At 42.2% G+C, this 17720-nt stretch carries 21 protein-coding genes, 1 pseudogene and 1 riboswitch; of the genes and pseudogenes, 17 read left to right on the plus strand and 5 right to left on the minus strand.

What is annotated here, in order from left to right:
* Nucleotides 1-39: 39 nt before the first annotated feature.
* Nucleotides 40-507: an NUDIX hydrolase gene (locus tag Q1J64_RS03065; protein ID WP_301107626.1), complete on the plus strand. Its 468-nt coding sequence runs from the start codon at nucleotides 40-42 to the stop codon at nucleotides 505-507.
* Nucleotides 497-1288 carry an alpha/beta hydrolase family protein gene (locus Q1J64_RS03070; RefSeq protein WP_483315962.1) on the plus strand — a complete coding sequence of 264 codons (792 nt, stop codon included), beginning with the start codon at nucleotides 497-499 and terminating at the stop codon, nucleotides 1286-1288. The genes Q1J64_RS03065 and Q1J64_RS03070 overlap by 11 nt, the downstream gene beginning before the upstream one ends.
* A 49-nt stretch (nucleotides 1289-1337) precedes the next feature.
* On the opposite strand, the gene pckA is transcribed toward Q1J64_RS03070, so the two are convergent.
* Nucleotides 1338-2924 carry a phosphoenolpyruvate carboxykinase (ATP) gene (pckA, locus tag Q1J64_RS03075; RefSeq protein ID WP_301107628.1) on the minus strand — a complete coding sequence of 529 codons (1587 nt, stop codon included), beginning with the start codon at nucleotides 2922-2924 and terminating at the stop codon, nucleotides 1338-1340.
* A 170-nt stretch (nucleotides 2925-3094) separates the two neighbouring features.
* Nucleotides 3095-3215, plus strand: a riboswitch (SAM riboswitch).
* Nucleotides 3216-3514: 299 nt separating this feature from the next.
* Here pckA and metK point away from each other — a divergent pair.
* Together metK and Q1J64_RS03085 are read left to right on the plus strand one after the other, a co-directional pair.
* A complete protein-coding gene (gene metK, locus Q1J64_RS03080; RefSeq protein ID WP_301107629.1) occupies nucleotides 3515-4726 on the plus strand; it encodes a methionine adenosyltransferase in 1212 nt (403 codons plus the stop codon).
* A 111-nt stretch (nucleotides 4727-4837) separates the two neighbouring features.
* A complete protein-coding gene (locus Q1J64_RS03085; protein WP_301107630.1) occupies nucleotides 4838-6277 on the plus strand; it encodes an amidase in 1440 nt (479 codons plus the stop codon).
* On the opposite strand, the gene Q1J64_RS03090 is transcribed toward Q1J64_RS03085, so the two are convergent.
* Together Q1J64_RS03090 and Q1J64_RS03095 are read right to left on the minus strand one after the other, a co-directional pair.
* On the minus strand, nucleotides 6266-7033 hold the full coding sequence (locus Q1J64_RS03090; RefSeq protein WP_301107631.1) for a DUF3891 family protein: 768 nt from the start codon (nucleotides 7031-7033) through the stop codon (nucleotides 6266-6268). The two genes, Q1J64_RS03085 and Q1J64_RS03090, sit on opposite strands and share 12 nt — an antisense overlap.
* 17 nt (nucleotides 7034-7050) lie before the next feature.
* On the minus strand, nucleotides 7051-7635 hold the full coding sequence (locus tag Q1J64_RS03095) for a hypothetical protein (protein ID WP_301107632.1): 585 nt from the start codon (nucleotides 7633-7635) through the stop codon (nucleotides 7051-7053).
* Between the two features lie 110 nt (nucleotides 7636-7745).
* Here Q1J64_RS03095 and Q1J64_RS03100 point away from each other — a divergent pair, with 110 nt between their 5' ends.
* The 3 genes from Q1J64_RS03100 to Q1J64_RS03110 all read left to right on the plus strand — a co-directional run bounded on the left by Q1J64_RS03100 (nucleotide 7746) and on the right by Q1J64_RS03110 (nucleotide 9879).
* On the plus strand, nucleotides 7746-7979 hold the full coding sequence (locus tag Q1J64_RS03100; RefSeq protein ID WP_301107667.1) for a YkuS family protein: 234 nt from the start codon (nucleotides 7746-7748) through the stop codon (nucleotides 7977-7979).
* Between the two features lie 119 nt (nucleotides 7980-8098).
* Nucleotides 8099-8719, plus strand: coding sequence for a TetR/AcrR family transcriptional regulator (locus Q1J64_RS03105; protein WP_301107633.1), 621 nt, complete (start codon nucleotides 8099-8101; stop codon nucleotides 8717-8719).
* A complete protein-coding gene (locus tag Q1J64_RS03110) occupies nucleotides 8716-9879 on the plus strand; it encodes an MFS transporter (protein WP_301107634.1) in 1164 nt (387 codons plus the stop codon). The genes Q1J64_RS03105 and Q1J64_RS03110 overlap by 4 nt, the downstream gene beginning before the upstream one ends.
* A gap of 58 nt (nucleotides 9880-9937) precedes the next feature.
* Here the strand turns inward: Q1J64_RS03110 and Q1J64_RS03115 are convergent, their stop codons facing one another.
* Nucleotides 9938-10102: a Fur-regulated basic protein FbpA gene (locus Q1J64_RS03115; RefSeq protein WP_301107635.1), complete on the minus strand. Its 165-nt coding sequence runs from the start codon at nucleotides 10100-10102 to the stop codon at nucleotides 9938-9940.
* Between the two features lie 287 nt (nucleotides 10103-10389).
* On the opposite strand from Q1J64_RS03115, the gene Q1J64_RS03120 reads away from it, so the two are divergent.
* Nucleotides 10390-11247 carry a YitT family protein gene (locus Q1J64_RS03120; protein ID WP_301107636.1) on the plus strand — a complete coding sequence of 286 codons (858 nt, stop codon included), beginning with the start codon at nucleotides 10390-10392 and terminating at the stop codon, nucleotides 11245-11247.
* A gap of 188 nt (nucleotides 11248-11435) precedes the next feature.
* Nucleotides 11436-11861, plus strand: a complete 426-nt coding sequence (locus Q1J64_RS03125) for a YhfM domain-containing protein (RefSeq protein ID WP_301107637.1) — start codon at nucleotides 11436-11438, stop codon at nucleotides 11859-11861.
* A 20-nt stretch (nucleotides 11862-11881) separates the two neighbouring features.
* Here Q1J64_RS03125 and Q1J64_RS03130 read toward each other — a convergent pair whose 3' ends face one another.
* On the minus strand, nucleotides 11882-12397 hold the full coding sequence (locus Q1J64_RS03130) for a gamma carbonic anhydrase (protein ID WP_301107638.1): 516 nt from the start codon (nucleotides 12395-12397) through the stop codon (nucleotides 11882-11884).
* Nucleotides 12398-12510: 113 nt separating this feature from the next.
* Between Q1J64_RS03130 and Q1J64_RS03135 the strand changes: the two genes are divergently transcribed.
* From Q1J64_RS03135 to arsC, 8 genes and pseudogenes are all read left to right on the plus strand, one after another.
* Entirely contained in the window at nucleotides 12511-13299 is a 789-nt protein-coding gene (locus Q1J64_RS03135; protein ID WP_301107639.1) for an alpha/beta fold hydrolase, read from the plus strand.
* A gap of 29 nt (nucleotides 13300-13328) precedes the next feature.
* Complete coding sequence (locus Q1J64_RS03140) at nucleotides 13329-13706, plus strand: fluoride efflux transporter FluC (protein ID WP_301107640.1); 378 nt, start codon at nucleotides 13329-13331, stop codon at nucleotides 13704-13706.
* Entirely contained in the window at nucleotides 13703-14044 is a 342-nt protein-coding gene (locus Q1J64_RS03145; RefSeq protein WP_301107641.1) for a fluoride efflux transporter FluC, read from the plus strand. Before Q1J64_RS03140 ends, Q1J64_RS03145 begins: the two co-directional genes overlap by 4 nt.
* 18 nt (nucleotides 14045-14062) lie before the next feature.
* Nucleotides 14063-14794, plus strand: a complete 732-nt coding sequence (locus Q1J64_RS03150) for a thermonuclease family protein (protein ID WP_301107642.1) — start codon at nucleotides 14063-14065, stop codon at nucleotides 14792-14794.
* Nucleotides 14795-14829: 35 nt separating this feature from the next.
* Complete coding sequence (locus Q1J64_RS03155) at nucleotides 14830-15132, plus strand: AraC family ligand binding domain-containing protein (RefSeq protein WP_301107643.1); 303 nt, start codon at nucleotides 14830-14832, stop codon at nucleotides 15130-15132.
* Nucleotides 15133-15440: 308 nt separating this feature from the next.
* Nucleotides 15441-15788, plus strand: coding sequence for an ArsR/SmtB family transcription factor (locus Q1J64_RS03160; RefSeq protein ID WP_301107644.1), 348 nt, complete (start codon nucleotides 15441-15443; stop codon nucleotides 15786-15788).
* A gap of 15 nt (nucleotides 15789-15803) precedes the next feature.
* Nucleotides 15804-17102: an arsenic transporter gene (locus tag Q1J64_RS03165; RefSeq protein ID WP_301107645.1), complete on the plus strand. Its 1299-nt coding sequence runs from the start codon at nucleotides 15804-15806 to the stop codon at nucleotides 17100-17102.
* A 21-nt stretch (nucleotides 17103-17123) separates the two neighbouring features.
* Nucleotides 17124-17515 (plus strand): annotated as a pseudogene (arsC, locus tag Q1J64_RS03170) (arsenate reductase (thioredoxin)).
* Nucleotides 17516-17720 lie beyond the last annotated feature (205 nt).

Raw genomic sequence — 17720 nt, forward strand, 5'->3', positions numbered from 1 at the left:
GCGACTTTCCGCTACACTAAGGGAAAGGACGTGAGCTATATGCTGAAATTTGAAGACTTACAAGGTGCCGATGTGGAGCTGACATTCGGCCCGAATCAACACCAAATTGAATCTCGTCATGTATTAGTTGTCATAAAGTATGAAGGACGCTGGCTATTGACGAAACATCGTATACGGGGATTTGAGTTTCCTGGTGGGAAAGCAGAACCCGGCGAATCGATAGAACAAGCGGCTATCCGGGAAACGTTTGAAGAAACGGGAGTAACGATTGAAAATGTCCGGTCGTTTGCCGAATATGTTGTCTTTACCGCACCCCCGTTTTGCAAAGCGGTATTTACTGGTGATATCGTCGGAATCGATCACCATCACAAATTACTCGAAACGGAAGGACTTATCTGGATGACGGATGCTGAATTGGATGCCTGTTCAAATCTCAGTTTTCATATGAAAGACCGTGGAATGGGTGAGCTGAGGAAGTGGGTGGAAGCCAATGCCAGTGAAGGCTGACGGTGAAATTATCTATTGTAAAGAATATCCATCGCCAAATCCCAAAGTTCGTCTGCAAGAAGTGACATATTGGTCTGACGGGCTTCAAGTGAAAGGAATGCTTGCAACGCCTAAAGCAGAAGGGCGTTATGATGGGTTGCTCTATCTGCGCGGGGGCATTCAACATGTCGGAATGGTTCGCCCGGCTCGTATTGCTCAATTTGCTTCTCACGGCTTGGTCGTGTTCGCTCCTTATTACCGAGGAAATCGAGGAGGAGAAGGGAAGGATGAATTCGCAGGTGACGATCGCAATGACGCCGTGGCGGGAGTAGAAGTTCTGAAACAGCAACAGGCAGTCGATTCAGAGCGAATACATCTGTTTTCTTTTTCGCGGGGAGGCATCATGGCATTATGGACTGCCATTTTACGTGAAGATCTGACATCAATGGTTACATGGGCAGGCATATCAGACGTTGTATTCACCTATAAAGAACGGGAAGATATGCGGAGGATGATGAAGAGGGTAATTGGCGGAACCCCGAATAATCAGCCTGATGCCTATCGTGAACGGACTGCGCTTTTTCGCATTCAAGATATCGAAATACCAACATTAATTATTCATGGGACGATGGATTCGAATGTTTCATTTGAGCAGGCTTTGTTGTTGGAGAATGCTTTGCGTGATGCCAATAAAGTGTATGAAACGTGGTATTTAGAGGGTTATACACATTATATACCTCCTGAAATGAACAGACAGCTTGTGAAAGATGCGGTAGGCTGGATGAAAAGACAGGGCCACTAATGAAAAAAATCCTTGCAGATGGATATCTGCAAGGATTTTTGTATGTCTATTACGCAATTGGTCCGCCTTTAATCGCAATTTCTTCCGAGACGTGATCGAACTTCTTGAAGTTCTCACGGAAGGCAGCAGCCAGACGATTTGCTTCTTTATCATATTCTTCAGGATCTTCCCAAGCATAACGCGGGTGAAGGACGTTAGTCGGTACGCCTTCTATTTCAAGAGGCATATTCAATCCAAAGATTTCATTCTTTTTCGTTTCGACGTTATCCAATTTACCGGCAATTGCTGCACGGACCATTGTGCGAGTGTAGCCAAGGTTCATACGTGAGCCCACTCCGAAAATGCCACCTGTCCAACCAGTGTTGACGAGGAATACTTTCGCACCGTGCTCGTCAATTTTCTTTCCAAGCATTTCTGCATAAGTTGCAGCAGGAAGCGGTAGGAAAGGAGAACCGAAGCAAGTTGAGAAAGTTGGTTCTGGAGCAGTAATTCCGCGCTCCGTTCCAGCCAGCTTAGAAGTGAATCCGCTCAAGAAATGGTACATTGCCTGTTCTTTAGTTAAGATTGAGATGGGAGGCAATACCCCGGAAGCATCAGCCGTCAAGAATATGATGTTTTTCGGATGACCCGCTACAGAAGGTGTCACGATATTATCAATATTTTCAATCGGGTATGCTGCACGTGTATTTTCAGTCAGTGATTTATCATCATAATCAGGAATACGTGTCTCTTCATCCAATACTACGTTCTCCAGTACGGAACCGAAACGGATCGCACCGAAAATTTCGGGTTCCTTTTCTTTAGAAAGGTTGATGCATTTCGCATAGCATCCGCCTTCGATATTAAATACGCCGTTGTCAGACCAGCCGTGCTCATCATCACCGATTAATTTACGGTCTGCATCAGCGGAAAGAGTTGTTTTACCTGTTCCGGACAAACCGAAGAATAGTGCTACGTCGCCTTCTTCTCCAACGTTTGCTGAACAGTGCATAGATAAAATGTCATTTTCAGGAAGCAAGAAGTTCATAACAGAGAAGATCGATTTTTTCATTTCGCCGGCATATTCTGTGCCGCCGATCAAAACGATACGCTTCTCAAGAGACAAGATGATGAAAGTCTCTGAATTCGTGCCGTCCACTTCTGGATCTGCTTTAAATGAAGGAGCAGCCAAAATCGTGAACTGTGATTCGTGAGTCTGTAATTCTTCAGCAGTTGGACGGATGAACAGCTGGTGGACAAATAAGTTTTGCCAAGCCAGTTCGTTTACGACTTGAATAGACAGCTGGGAGTCCTTATCAGCACCTGCAAATCCTTTAAATACGAAGAGTTCATCTTTTTGCTGTAAATGATCGACGACTTTCGTGTATAATGAATCAAATGCTTCTGAAGAAATCGGGCGGTTCGTGCTGCCCCAGTCTACTTTGTCTTTAGACACTGCATCTTCGACGATAAATTTATCTTTAGGAGAACGTCCTGTATATTTCCCTGTACGTGCTGTTAAAGCGCCGTCTGCTGAAAGTTCAGCTTCATTATTAGCAATTGCTTTTTCCGTTAATTCCGCCACAGACGCTTGGATCGTCACGTTGCTTCCTGATAGAAGGCCTTTCAAGCTATCATCAATTTTTGCAGATATCATAATTACATACCGTCCTTTGCGTAGTCGTTTTATTTGAGTAGCACATCTTAATTCGTAAATAGTATAACACATTAAGAATAATAATCTATACTAATTAAAAACTCAAGTGATTTGATATAAAAAATTTGACAAAAACCAAACTTTTTTATACTATGTGACATGAACGGATACTCTTATCCCGAGTTGGTGGAGGGTACAGGCCCTGTGAAACCCGGCAACCTGCAAAAGACTTTTTGTCTTGCGCGAAGGTGCCAAACCTGAAGCAAGGTTGAATTCCTTGGACGATAAGAGTGAAAGGTGCTGCGCGTGAAATCATGCCTTTTACTCATGGATATAACTTGAGTAGAGGGCTTTTTATATTGATTTCAACAGGAAAACCTGTTGAAATCAATATAGCCTCCGGCGGATGTCATGGATTTTGTAAGGAGTTAATCGCAAAGGCGATTCAAAATCTAGATGTAATTCCGCCGGTGCGGAATATAAACTAGCCCTGAATCCTTATGGTATATGATTGACGTCATTTCAGGCGTGGAACTTTACCAGGGACTTATGAGAGTACCGTATCATGTTGCTTAATAGGGGGAAACAAAATGACAAACCGTCGACTGTTTACATCAGAATCAGTTACTGAAGGCCATCCTGACAAGATGTGCGACCAAATATCAGATGCCATCCTGGATGCGATTTTAACCGAAGATCCAAACGCGCGTGTAGCGTGTGAAACGAGCATCACAACAGGTCTTGTTTTAGTCATGGGAGAAATTACTACGACAACGTATGTGGATATCCCGAAAGTTGTGCGCGATACAGTGAAAGAAATTGGCTATACTCGTGCGAAATACGGATTTGATTATGAAACGTCAGCAGTTTTGACATCTATTGACGAACAGTCACCGGAAATTGCGGCCAGTGTCAACGTAGCACTTGAAGCGCGTGAAGGTTCAATGTCAGATGAAGAGTTGGATGAAATCGGCGCGGGTGACCAAGGGTTGATGTTCGGTTATGCCTGCACAGAAACAGATGAGTTAATGCCGTTGCCGATCAGTCTTTCACATAAGCTGGCACGCCGTCTGACAGAAGCGCGAAAAGAAGAGTTAATTTCCTATTTGCGTCCTGACGGAAAAACGCAGGTAACTGTAGAGTATGATGAGAATAATAAACCTGTGCGGATTGACACAATTGTTATTTCTACACAGCATCACCCGGAAGCAACGCTTGAACAGATTGAAAAAGATGTAAAAGAAGTGGTCATCAACGCGGTGGTTCCTAAACATTTATTAGATGAAAACACGAAATACTTCATTAATCCGACAGGCAGTTTTGTAGTCGGTGGTCCTCAAGGGGATGCAGGCTTGACGGGACGTAAAATCATCGTCGATACGTACGGTGGTTATGCACGTCACGGCGGCGGTGCTTTCTCTGGTAAGGATGCTACGAAAGTAGACCGCTCAGCTTCCTACGCAGCGCGTTATGTAGCGAAAAATATCGTAGCAGCCGGATTGGCAGAGCATTGTGAAGTGCAGATTGCCTACGCTATTGGTGTAGCGAGTCCAGTGTCTATTTCAATCAATACATTTGAGACGGGCAGCCTGGCTGAGTCGAAACTGGTTGAGTTTGTTCGTGAATTATTTGATCTACGTCCGGCGGGCATTATCAAAATGCTGGATCTTCGCCGTCCGATCTATCAGCAAACGGCAGCTTATGGTCATTTCGGCCGTACGGATATTGACTTGCCATGGGAAAAGACAGATAAAGTCGAAGCATTGAAAGAGCTTGCGAGTAAATCAGGGGTTCAACAATAAAAGAGTTCTATTTAAGCAGAAAGAGGAGAAATTCTTCTTTCTGCTTTTTTTCTGTGTTCAAATAGTATAGTCTAATATATAGAAGATTCAGAAAGTGGGAGGAATAGAAGAATGACAACTATACAGGAAACAACGTATGTGCTTGATATGGATGCAACACAGTTGAAGGCAGCACTGGATAGTGGACGTATTACTTCCAAACAGGCGGCAGAAGCCTATATTGAACATTGCAGAGCGACTAATCCAGCTGTAAATTTTTTAGTGGAAGAGCGATTTAGCCTGGCATTGCAAGAGGCAGACCAAGCAGATCAGCTAAGGAAAGAAGGAAATGCGCAAGGCAAACTGTTTGGAGTACCGATTAGCATGAAGGAATCATTTGATGTGGAAGGGATGCAGACGACAGGCGGGCTGCCTTATAGAAAAGGTTTAATATCTCAGACAGATGCAGAAATCGTCAGTAAGCTGAAAGCTGAAGGTGCCATTATAATTGGCAAGACCAATACGCCGGCACTCTGCTTTTGCCAGGAAACTGATAATGCGCTGTATGGCAGAACGAATAATCCTCGAGATCTGTCAAGAACAGTGGGCGGATCGAGCGGTGGAGAAGGAGCAGCCATCGCATTGGGTGCAGCGGCAGCAGGAATTGGCTCGGATATTGGTGGTTCGATTCGTTTTCCGAGTCATTTCAACGGAGTCGTCGGATTTAAATCAGGGGATGGTCAAGTCTCTTCTCGCGGCAGCTATCCTGCAGAAGAGCATTCATTGCAGCAAAGAATGCTGGGCATTGGTCCAATTACCAAATCTGTACAGGACGCCAAAAGTATATACGAAATCATTGCAAATGAACCGCTGGAAGAAAAGCGGCTGGAAGACTTCGCGATTACCTTTATGCCCAAAATGAATTTGCCACTATCCACACAAACAGAAGGCTTTCTGCAGGCTGTTCGTGACTTTTTGTCAGAAGGTCTGCTGGTAGTGAATGATATTCCGCCCCACTTCAATAAAACTGCAGTACTCTGGCAGGAAATTATGTCAATAGACGGAGCGAATGGAGCAGCGTCTGAAGCGTTCGGCAATAGGTCCGCCCAGCCGCTGCGTGAGTTTTTATTGGATAAAGTAGGGAAACAGACAGAAGTACACCGCTATCTGTCTTGGGCATTGATCGGGGCATCGCTCTTTAAGCCTTCCGATGAACGTGTGAAGGGAATAAATGCAATTATCGAAAAAGGAGATGCTCTGCTCGGCCGCTATTTAGACAAACGTATTTTGGTTCTGCCCGTCTATCACTCTGCTGCTCCGGCGCATGGCACAGTCTATAAAGAGTTGTTTTCTATCCGCAAGACCTACACGCGATACATTCCTTATGTAGCGTACGCGAACGTCTGGGGCTTGCCTGCTTTGACGATTCCAGTCGGTGCGGACAGGGAAGGCATGCCCATCGCTGTGCAATTAGTGAGTAAAGTCGGCAATGAAGATGCGCTCTTCAAGCTGGGTGAACGGCTTGAAAAAGAATATAAAGGCTACCAACGTGTTATTCCGTCATTTACATGAGAAGTGCAACGTAACTGTTTCATTTGCTGAATGATCATAGGCGGATTGCAGTCCATTTTCTGCAATTTCTTTTTTGCTGACAACCTTTTGTATAATCTGGACAGTAAATGAATCTGTAAATGGAAAATCCTTGACCTTGATCGTCCTGCTGTCTACGAAATGTATACCGAAACGTCCGTTTGGCAGACCTGACAGGACATTGGGCGAAGGGATCCCATTGCGGAAAAATAAATGTTCATTCGCCTTATCAGCATCCGGTTCATTAATACAGCAGTAAAGTGAAAAATTATCACCCAGCTGGAGCAGTGCGTAATGCTGTTCAAATAACTGCCAGTCAAAACCTTCTACTTGTTTGGAAAGTTCTTTTCTCCTACTATGCTCTTCTGCAATAAATTGCTGTGCCTTGGGTTCATCATTTCCATTTATAAATTGCTCATAATGATTGCTACACAGCATGGCGGCATAAGTATCTATCTTTTCGACTTGGTCAATACCTTGTTTATACAGGATGAGTTTTGGAAGGGAAGGAAAGTCTGTAAAACGAAAAGGAGCCGATTTTTTATCATGGAAAAATGGCTGACGGTCAAAAGCCCGCCACCCAATATCGTGGTTTTCTATAGCTGTCAGAACCCTTTCACGCCATTTCAATCCCGGAAACAACTCTTTTTTCCAATGTGCCATAATATCTCTCGCCAGATGTCCGTGTTGATGCTGTTCAATCATGACAAAATGTTCTTCACGTTCACGTACGATCATTCTGCGTCATCCTTTCTTTATTTATGTTTCTTTTGTATTTTTTCTTTTATTTTCTTGAATTCTTTTATTTCTTCTCTGTATTCTTTTTCGGCTTCAGTAGTACCGACGATTATTGGCTCTGCATTGTAGTCTATTCGTTTGCCGTAACGAATCAGTTCATAAATAATCATTCCGTTATTTGGTTTGCCGTTCACTGTATTCATAGGAATTAAATCATAGAGTGCAAAATATAGCGAATAAAAGATAAACAGATTCCAAAATTTTTGGGTATCTTCCAAGTATCCATTCGCAAGCAGCGCATTCAATGTAAGAGCTATGATCAGGTTGGTTAAAATCGGTCCGGCATATATACAGATATAGGCAAACTTGCCTTTGGATTTAATTGAATCATATGAAAACCAGCTGTGTACGTGGTAATACCTTCTAATATCTAAAAATCCCAGTTTAAAAAGTCTGGGACCTGACCCAATCGTAAGCCGTGGGTTTTTTGCTCTAAAAAAACTGCTTATAATAAAATAGCCGGCTTCGCGGATGAAAGTGGTCACGGGCAGTATAATGAAGATCGAGATGATTAGAAAGAAAAGATCCTTTAATCCAAACAAAAATACTCATCTCCCTTACTGAATAAATGATACAGTTAATTTAAAATACCCTTTATTGCTAAAATAAATCATTTTGACAATAAAAACAGGAGGAATACAATCAGGCTAAAATAGCGGTAGAAAAACCATTTGATGATATAAAACAGGTACTCGAGGAAAAAGGACATGAAGTCAAAATGTTCGATAGTGATCAAGAATTGAAGGATTATGATATGGGTGTTGTAAGAGCATTGAGTGACGTAAATATAGATCAATTCGACTTCCCGGTGGTAAGTATTGAAGGCGATTCGGTACAGGATATCGTCAATGATGTGGAAAAGAGATTGCATCGTAAATATAGCTGAAAGGCGGTTCTCCAATTGGTGAGCCGTTTTTTTATTGACAGAATCGAACTTAAACAGTACACTATTCAACATTGACTTGTGAGTCAATCAATAATTAGAAATGAGTTGAAGCATCGATTATGTCCCCTAGAACAAGTGAAAAGTTTAAAGAAATCCGTGATGTTCGGCAACATCAGCTAAAGGATGCGGCAATCGAATTATTTGGTATGAAAGGTTTTGCGGCAACTAAAATTAGTGAGATTACGAACAAGGCAGAGCTAAGTCATGGTTTGTTCTATCATTATTTCAAATCAAAAGAAGAATTATACGTTACCGTTCTCGTAGAATTGCTGGAGACGATGATTGAAATGATTGATGAAGCAGAAGAACAATCCGAAAGTCCGCTGAAGCAATTGGAATGGCTGACAGATGTCACACATTCCGCACCGTTGAGAGATGGAGTTTATCGTCATATTCTCATCATGCAGGCTCTATATTCCGATTATTTACCTGTAGAAACAAAAGAAAACATAGTGGAAAGATATCGTTTAATGGTGATTCGGATTTCTCAGATTATTGAAAGAGGCCAGCTGACCGGTGATTTCATTGAAGGGGAACCTGAAGAACTTGCGATTTATCATTTATCTTTAGTTCACGGCTTACTGTTATCCAATGCGCGTAAAATGGTGCCGATCGAGTTGTCTGTAGATAAGGTGCTTCGTCAGCTGAAACGACATGAAGCCCGGGGGGAAGACGCATGAACCGAATGCTGAAACCAACGATTATTGCGATTTCAATGGCGACTGTTATGGCCGGAGCAGCGATTTCTCCTGCTCTTGGATTAATTGCCTCGAACTTCCCGGATGCTGATCCGGTCATGATCAAGCTGATTTTGACTGCACCTTCATTATTTATTATTCCATTTACTTTTATCTCGAGTTACCTGACTAGTAAAATCTCAAAACGCACTATTGTACTGCTCGGGTTATCAATCTATGTAATTGCCGGGGTAGGCGCGCAATTTACAAATACAATTGAGATGCTTCTTGCTTTCCGTTTTATATTGGGTGCAGGTGTCGGTTTAGTCATGCCGCTTGCGATTACGCTGATCAGTGACCACTTCAATGGTAGAGAACAGGTCAAAATGATGGGGTATAACTCCGCTTTCAGTAACTTTGGCGGAATTGTGACGATGATGCTGGCAGGTTATTTGGCAGCGATCAGCTGGCGGGCGCCTTTTAATGTCTATCTAATGGGTATAGTAATCTTTATCATGGTGTTTTTCTTTTTACCGAAAGATCAGCCCCGTAAAAAAGATAAAGATACTTCTAAATATAAATTGCCAAAAGCGGTATATGGCTATGCGTTAGCTTCGGCCGGTATCATGCTCGTCTATTATTCAGTTGCTACGAATATGGCATTATATCTTGAACAAAGCAATATAGGCGGTTCAGAACTGGCCGGTACCGTCATTTCATTTACGACAGTCGGCGGAATGATCACAAGCCTGACGTTGATTCAGCTGCAGGATGTGTTGAAGTCATATATTATTCCAATCAGCTTACTGGTTATGGGTGTTGCGTTTACCGGCTTATCCTTGAGTCATTCAGTTCCGGTTATATTGGCTTGTACATGTATGGTTGGTTTCGGACAGGGGATTTTATTTCCGATCATCAACGTCAAAGCACTGGGCTTAGTGAATCCTTTACACAGTGACAAAGTGATTGCTGCCGTTTCAAGCTCTATTTATGTCGGACAGTTCAGTTCGCCACTTGTCTTGGATGGTATTGCCAGTTTAGCAGGTTTCTCTACAATCCGTTTCCAATATACTGTAGTAGGTATAGGGTTGGGAATCGCAGTAGTATTGATGATCTTGTACCGTATAATGAGAAGTGCAAAGCCTTCGATAGAAGAGGCGTAACAGAACGAAAAAACAATAGACGTCGCCGAATAAATCGGTGACGTCTATTTTTATTGGATTACATTTGTGTTTCAGGAGTGTCCACTGTTTGATATTCTTTCATCAATGACTGAAGTGACAGCTCATACAACTGTTTACCGTCGATCTTAAATACCCCATTTGAGACCAACTCTTCAATCACTTCATCACGTTTTATTTCTACAATATTTTCTGTTGTCTTCATCGTACTGTTCCTCCTTGATTCCCCTCCTAACTATAGCCGCTTTCTGTCCTATTTAAACTTCAACGCCTAAGTTATAATAGTGTGAATATTCCTAATAAAAACATCGTTTGTTAGTGTTTCCGACGGTATTCATTTACAGATGATTCCAAGTACGTCAATGGTACGGTGATCACAGCAGACGGAGGATGGCTTATTAAGATTTTTTTTGTTTATAGCTATGAATGTGAGGAAAGAATAGCTATAATCAATTTCATGCGAGAAAATGTAAGTCATCATGGGGGGTCAATATGTTTTTTATTGAAGCAAAACGAATTATAGTTGTTATTCTCGGGTCATTATTAATGGCTATATCATTAAATTTCTTTCTCATCAACGCCAATGTCTATGCCAGCGGGTTTGCAGGGGCAGCACAATTGGTTTCCAGTGTTCTTACGGACCAGCTGAATATTACAGTCGGTACGGGGGTCCTGTTGCTGTTATTTAATATTCCAGTTTTTATTTTAGGCTGGTTCAAAGTAGGCAAGGGCTTTACCATCTACAGTATTGTCTCTGTTGCTTTTATAACGGTATTTTTGGAAATACTCCCATTGACTTCTCTTTCAGACGACATCATGCTCAATGCAGTGTTTGGCGGAGTATTGGGAGGAGTAGGCGTGGGGATATCCTTAAAATTGGGTGCATCTACCGGTGGGATGGATATCGTTGCGATGATCCTGTCGCGTATGCAGGATAAACCGATCGGAATTTTCTTCCTCATATTGAATGGCATACTGATTGTCTTTGCAGGAATTCTGTATGAGCCAGAAAATGCATTGTACACAATGGTTGCTTTATACGTTACGACATCTGTCATAGACATGATTCATACACGCCACGAAAAAGTCACGGCGATGATCATTACAAGGCAGCCGGATGAACTGCAGCAGGCTATTCACAAACAAATGGTACGCGGTATTACGATCCTACCTGCAAAAGGTGCGTATTCAAAGGAAGATAAAAGTATGCTGTACGTCGTCATTACACGCTATGAGCTGTATGACTTGGAGCGGATTATTAATGAAACCGATCCACAGGCATTCACCAATATCGTTCAGACAGTTGGCATCTTTGGCTTCTTTAGAAGAGAAGGCGAAAAACTTGTATAACGAATGAAAAGTCAAGCGTCTGCTTGGCTTTTTTTTACAGCTTAGAATCATATAGATGGAAGGGTTTATTAAATGATTTTGATATAGGAATCCATAAAGGTAACAAACCAAATCTGGAACAATTTCGTAATGGAAGAGTCATAATTAGTGGAGATAACGTATACAAAAGGTTAATCGGAGGGATAGATTTGAGATGGAGAATAGGTATGTTTGTTTTACTAATCGCTATGGGGGTAGTAGGGTGTACTTCCCTTGGTGAGCAGATGGATTTGTTAGATGAGCCACTACGTGAAGTGAAGGTTTCATATTTTGAAAACTATGGCGGGATGAATGAAGAGACGTTTCTTTCATTTGATTCGGCAGAAGATCTAGAGTTGTTTAGAGAAGCTATTACTACAGCTGTACAGTCTTCAGCTGAAATATCGTCGGATCCTGACTATGATTTGCAAGTAACATACAATTCCAATGATGGAGAGCTGCCGACTCACGGAATTCATATGTGGGCAGGAGAGGCAGTTACGTTTTTGTATATTGCAGATGAAGATGTTTATGCTGCAACTCCTCAAATGTCGAAGAAATTGAATGATCTGTTAAAAAAAGCACCTAACTCCTAAAGGAGCCGGTGCTTTCACTGTTATTTAGCCTGAACTTCCTTATACAGCTGACCTTTGCGCGCGTATTCATTCACGATACGGGTCATATCTGCACGGTCTTCATCGGTCAGTTCACGGACGACACGCGCAGGGGAGCCTAGTGCTAATGTGTTTGGGGGGATTTTCTTGCCTGGTGTCACGAGACTTCCTGCGCCGATAAATGCACCTTCTCCAACCTCTGCTCCGTCAAGTACAGTCGCCCCCATGCCTACTAGCGCGCCTGTTTTAATAGTGCAGCTATGCAGCATAGCTTTGTGACCAATTGTCACTTCATCTTCTAAAATCAATGGGAATTGCGGGCTCTGATGAAGACAGCAAAAATCCTGCACATTCACTTTTCGGCCGATGATCGTCGGAGAAACATCACCCCGGATTACCGTATTGAACCAAATAGTCGACTCAGGACCAATCGTGACATCACCTGTAATCGTTACATAATCCGCGATATAAACAGATGGGTCGATCTCCGGCATTTTACCTTCATACGGATAAATCAATCTAATCTCCTCTTTCCCTAAAAATCATGTATAATTTATCCTATCAAACATTTGGTTTTTCCGAAAGAAAAGAAGGGCATTCCATGTATAAGAAAGCTAAAGGAGTGATGTCCATGTGGAAATGGGAAGCAGAAGGGCAACCGAAAGCAACAGTGGTCATTGTCCACAATGCATATGAGCATCATCGCCGATACGCTTGGCTCATTCAGCGATTTAGAAGCGATGGTTTTCATGTGGTAACAGGAGATCTACCTGGTCACGGCAAAGAAGGAGTAAAAGTTCATTCAGAAACATTTAAAGAATATCGCAGGTTTATCAAAAGATTGATTCAGACAGGTTTGGATGGAAATCTGCCGGTATTTTTATACGGTCATGGTTTAGGTGCAACATTTTTGTTGAGGCTGTTGCAGACGGAACAGGTGGAATGTGCAGGCATTATCTGTTCCTCCCCATGGCTTCATTTAGAACATCATCCGCCGCTACTCGCGAAAATGCTGACAAAGCTGGCGCATTCTATGAAGCTCAATCACGAAATGAAGCCTTCTTTGCTGTCTAGAAACCCTGCATTCTTGGAGCAGTATGAAGAAGATCCGCTGTATGTATCGCTTATCACAGCTGGCTGGTACCGTGAACTAGAGCTTCTGATGAAAAGTGTCGTGCAAAAAGACTCTACTATACAAGATATGCCGTTTCTTTTGCATACGGGTGAAGCGGATGAAATTACCGATCCAAGCTACTCATACAGTTGGGTACAGGCACAAAATTTGTCCGAGCTTCAGTATAAGCGATGGAAAGAATTGTATCATGATGTTATGCAAGAGCCTGAACGGGAAGAAGTCTATCTTTATACGCGTTCATTCATGAATAATGTTCTTCGATCGCTAGGCTATGTGATCGAATGAATATAGAGCTATGACGGGGATGTGGGCAAATGAAGGAAAGGCTTTATATAGGGATAGCAGGAGCGGCAGGAGCAGTCGTGCGCTTACTGGTCGGTCTGTTATTTCTGACAAGCGGCGGGTTTCCTTTTGCGACATTTACCGTTAATATGATCGGAACGTTGCTGCTTTGTTTTTTGGTGGAGCGGGCGAGACTTAGCGGCCGTCTTTCACCTTTATTGGTGACTGTGGTGACAGTCGGATTTCTTGGCGCATTCACAACATTTTCGGCAGTGAGTTTGGAAACGATCATGCTACTTGAGGATCGTTTGGTCTTGATCGCAGGCACTTATGTGTGGATGAGTTTACTGGGCGGGTTGGCTATGGCTGCGCTTGGCTTTTCATTAGCGAAGAAGGTGACTGCCCAATGATTTGGCAGATGATCGCGGTTGGCTGCGGCGGATTGATCGGTGCGATGATGCGCTTTGAAATTTCTAGGCTTTTGAACAGAAGCAATTTGCCTTTCGGTACATTGCTCATCAACAGTGCTGGAAGTTTTTTCATTGGCTGGATTACCGGCATGGAGCTGTCGTTGCCGTGGACATTGTTTTGGGCGACGGGAGTGGCGGGAGCGCTAACGACATACTCAACGCTGATGAAAGAGATTTGGACGTATTGGATTGAAGGACAAAAAGAACGTGCAGTCGGCTATACGCTGCTGACGTTTGGACTCGGACTAAGCTTGGTGTATATTGGCTACAGTCTGTAGAAAAGAGGATTTGAATCGATGAGTAATAGAAAGAACAATAAGAAAACGAAAAAATGGTTCAGTTCATTTCTGATTGCGCTTACCATTGCAATACTGGCATATTATTATCCGGAATTGATGGGTGATGAAGATAAAGAACCGAGTCGTGACGGGTTGATTCCGGTTGAATTGGTCAAGACGATTGACGGAGATACAATCAAGATTATGTATGAAGGCGAAGAAAAAAATGTACGCTACTTATTGATTGATACACCGGAAACAAATCATCCACGTCTCGGTAAACAGCCATTTGGTCAGGAAGCCAAAGTGCGCAACCAAGAGTTACTGCAAAAAGGGCAGTTGGAAATTGAGTTCGATATCGGAGAGAAATATGATAAGTATGGCAGGTTACTTGCGTATATCTACATAGACGGAAAAAGTGTGCAGGAACAGTTGTTGAAAGAAGGGCTGGCGAGAGTGGCTTATGTCTATCCGCCGAATACCCGTTACTTAGATGAGTTTGAGAAAGCTGAAAAACAGGCGAAAAAATCTGGCATCGGGATTTGGACACTGGAAGATTACGCCACAGACCGTGGATTTGACAGTGACGCCCATCCAGTTGGAAAAGTGAAGCAGCCGGTATCCGGTAAAGTGGAGAATTTTAAAAACTGTACGGAACTGAGAAAGAAATACCCGGACGGTGTCAAAAAAGGGCATCCTGCTTATGCCAATCATTTAGACAGAAATCATGATGGCAGGGCTTGTAAATAAATGTATGTAGGTAATTTTGATTCAAACAGGGAGGGATGACAAGGGAGATTCGAAATGAGATTAAAGGTGAACGAAGAACGTATGCAGCTGCTTCAGACACGCATTCTCATGATTATGCTCAGTTATTATTGCCTTTAGAAGGTGAACTTTCTATAAAGACAGAAGCACAGAACCTCCAAGTCGATCAGCAAACCGTATTCTTTATCCCTCCTGGTTGCAATCATACGTTTCATTCAGTTATACGTAACGAATTTTTAATTGTAGATATTCCTTTCTTCATGCTGCCAAAAAGCGAATTACACTTTGTCGGCATTCCTTATAAGATGGATAGTAAATGATTCCACGATTCTTTCAACTGAAAAATTAAAGCATTACGATCCATATGAATAAGAATTCTCTCCATCTGTAAGTAAAGGCAGATTAATGTGAAAGCCACATTCTTTGTAAAAAGTAGGTAGGATTTGCGTTGCAGACGGTCGACTTCGGAAAGCGTACCGTCTGCAACGCGAATCCCAAACTGCTTATTAAGTGTACTTCAAGTTCATGTTTTGGTGATGAGCTAGTTTTATTTAATAAAACCACAAATAATCCCCTTGACTATATAAGCATATGCTTATATAGTAATAAGGATTTGGAGGGATAAGAAATGGATAGGAAAGAAACGATTACTATTGATCGTGCATCACAACTATTAAAATTACTCGGTGATCCAACTCGTTTGACGATGTTGAAATTGCTCAAGTCCCACGAATGCTGTGTGTGTGAATTTGTGGAGATTTTTAAAATGAGTCAGCCGGCGATCAGCCAGCATTTGCGTAAACTTAGAGACATTAATTTAGTGAAAGAAGAACGTAGAGGACAATGGATTTTCTTCTCCATTAATGAAAAACATGAAGAGTATCCATTTATCAAAAGCGTTCTTGAACATCTTCCGGAACAGACGGACTCAATCACTGAATTGACATCACAAGGACTTCGAGTTTGTTGTGAGTAAAGAGGGGGGATTCATTTGGTTTCAGTCATTATCGCATCATTAATTTTCATTATTACACTGGTTTTCGTTATATGGCAGCCTAAAAACTTATCAATTGGATGGTCTGCATGTATTGGTGCGCTGGTTGCTTTGTTAGCTGGGGTTGTCAATTTTCAGGACGTCATCGATGTGACAGGGATTGTCTGGAATGCAACACTTGCTTTTATCGCTATCATAATTATTTCATTAATTTTAGATGAAATTGGATTTTTCGAGTGGTCTGCACTGCATATGGCGAGATTAGCCAAAGGTAGCGGGCTTCGTATGTTTATTTACGTCAGTATCCTGGGAGCTGTAGTTGCCGCGCTGTTCGCAAATGACGGAGCAGCCCTAATTTTGACTCCCATTGTACTGGCTATGGTACGCAATTTACATTTCAATGAAAAAATGATTTTTCCATTCATTATTGCCAGCGGCTTTATTGCAGATACCACCTCGCTGCCATTAGTAGTTAGTAACTTAGTCAATATTGTTTCTGCAGACTTCTTCGGGATCGGCTTTGTCGAATATGCTTCCCGGATGATTGTCCCAAATCTATTTTCCTTGGCGGCGAGTATTGTAGTACTCCTGCTGTTCTTCCGCAAAAGCATACCTAAAAACTATGACGTATCCGATTTAAAACAACCAAGGGAAGCAATCAAAGACATGAAGATGTTTCGACTTGCCTGGGTGATATTAAGTATTCTGCTCATAGGGTATTTCTCCAGCGGATTTACAGGCCTTCCTGTCTCGATTATTGCCGGAATTACAGCTATATTTTTTATGATTATGGCGCAAAAGAGTCCTGCTGTACAAACGAAGCAAGTGCTAAAGGGTGCTCCTTGGGCTATCGTATTCTTTTCTGTCGGCATGTATGTTGTCGTTTACGGATTACGTAATGTCGGTTTAACGGCTGTTTTGGGTGATGTCATTCAGGCAGCTGCTAATCAAGGACTTTTTGTGGCTACGATTTCGATGGGCTTTATCGCGGCGATCTTGTCTTCCATTATGAATAATATGCCGACAGTCATGATTAACGCATTAGCAATATCTGGAACGAATACTACAGAGCCTATTCGTGAGGCGTTGATATATGCAAATGTCATCGGATCAGATTTAGGTCCGAAAATTACTCCGATTGGTTCATTAGCTACTTTGTTATGGCTGCATGTGCTTTCTCAAAAAGGCGTAAAAATATCTTGGGGTAGTTATTTTAAAATCGGTATACTTTTAACCGTCCCGACGCTTCTCATTACACTAATCGGGCTATATGCATGGTTGTCGTTTATCCAATAAGCAGTAAAGGGGATTTTCATTTTGTCTAAAAAGATACTCTATTTCTTATGTACAGGTAACTCCTGCCGTAGCCAAATGGCTGAAGGTTGTGGCAAGAGAACTCAGGAATTGAAGCACATGGCCTCAATCCAAATGCTGTTAAAGTGATGAATGAAGCTGGTGTTGATATTTCAAATCAAACTTCTGATGTTATTGATTTACAAATCTTACGTAATGCTGATTTTGTCGTCACACTTTGCGGGGATGCTGCTGACAAATGCCCGGTAACGCCACCTCATATCAAACGTGCTCACTGGGGTTTTGATGACCCTGCTAAAGCTCAAGGAACAGAGCAAGAGAAGTGGGCAGTCTTTGAGCGTGTACGCGATGAAATGGGTGCGAGAATTGAACATTTTGCTAACACAGGAGAATAAGTAAAACGTGTAGATGATTCTTGTCATAGCCGTCTTACATGCGAAATGACGATATGCTGTAAGACCATTTAAAATTAATACAGCAGTTAACAACAAACTGTCCGTTATGGTCATATACAATGACTGTAACGGACAGTTTTTTATTTCAATAAACTTCTAAAATGCATTAGGAATTCACAATCATCAAGAAGACATAATTGAAAAC

The organism is Sporosarcina sp., assembly GCF_029257255.1.
Taxonomy (GTDB): Bacteria; Bacillota; Bacilli; order Bacillales_A; family Planococcaceae; genus Sporosarcina.

Bases quoted from the DNA above. Each gene is read 5' to 3' on its own strand.
- Q1J64_RS03065 (WP_301107626.1), top strand. From the start codon at position 40: ATGCTGAAATTTGAAGACTTACAAGGTGCCGATGTGGAGCTGACATTC.
- pckA (WP_301107628.1), bottom strand. From the start codon at position 2,924: ATGATATCTGCAAAAATTGATGATAGCTTGAAAGGCCTTCTATCAGGA.
- metK (WP_301107629.1), top strand. From the start codon at position 3,515: ATGACAAACCGTCGACTGTTTACATCAGAATCAGTTACTGAAGGCCAT.
- Q1J64_RS03085 (WP_301107630.1), top strand. From the start codon at position 4,838: ATGACAACTATACAGGAAACAACGTATGTGCTTGATATGGATGCAACA.
- Q1J64_RS03090 (WP_301107631.1), bottom strand. From the start codon at position 7,033: ATGATCGTACGTGAACGTGAAGAACATTTTGTCATGATTGAACAGCAT.
- Q1J64_RS03105 (WP_301107633.1), top strand. From the start codon at position 8,099: ATGTCCCCTAGAACAAGTGAAAAGTTTAAAGAAATCCGTGATGTTCGG.
- Q1J64_RS03110 (WP_301107634.1), top strand. From the start codon at position 8,716: ATGAACCGAATGCTGAAACCAACGATTATTGCGATTTCAATGGCGACT.
- Q1J64_RS03115 (WP_301107635.1), bottom strand. From the start codon at position 10,102: ATGAAGACAACAGAAAATATTGTAGAAATAAAACGTGATGAAGTGATT.
- Q1J64_RS03120 (WP_301107636.1), top strand. From the start codon at position 10,390: ATGTTTTTTATTGAAGCAAAACGAATTATAGTTGTTATTCTCGGGTCA.
- Q1J64_RS03135 (WP_301107639.1), top strand. From the start codon at position 12,511: ATGTGGAAATGGGAAGCAGAAGGGCAACCGAAAGCAACAGTGGTCATT.
- Q1J64_RS03140 (WP_301107640.1), top strand. From the start codon at position 13,329: ATGAAGGAAAGGCTTTATATAGGGATAGCAGGAGCGGCAGGAGCAGTC.
- Q1J64_RS03145 (WP_301107641.1), top strand. From the start codon at position 13,703: ATGATTTGGCAGATGATCGCGGTTGGCTGCGGCGGATTGATCGGTGCG.
- Q1J64_RS03150 (WP_301107642.1), top strand. From the start codon at position 14,063: ATGAGTAATAGAAAGAACAATAAGAAAACGAAAAAATGGTTCAGTTCA.
- Q1J64_RS03155 (WP_301107643.1), top strand. From the start codon at position 14,830: ATGACAAGGGAGATTCGAAATGAGATTAAAGGTGAACGAAGAACGTAT.
- Q1J64_RS03160 (WP_301107644.1), top strand. From the start codon at position 15,441: ATGGATAGGAAAGAAACGATTACTATTGATCGTGCATCACAACTATTA.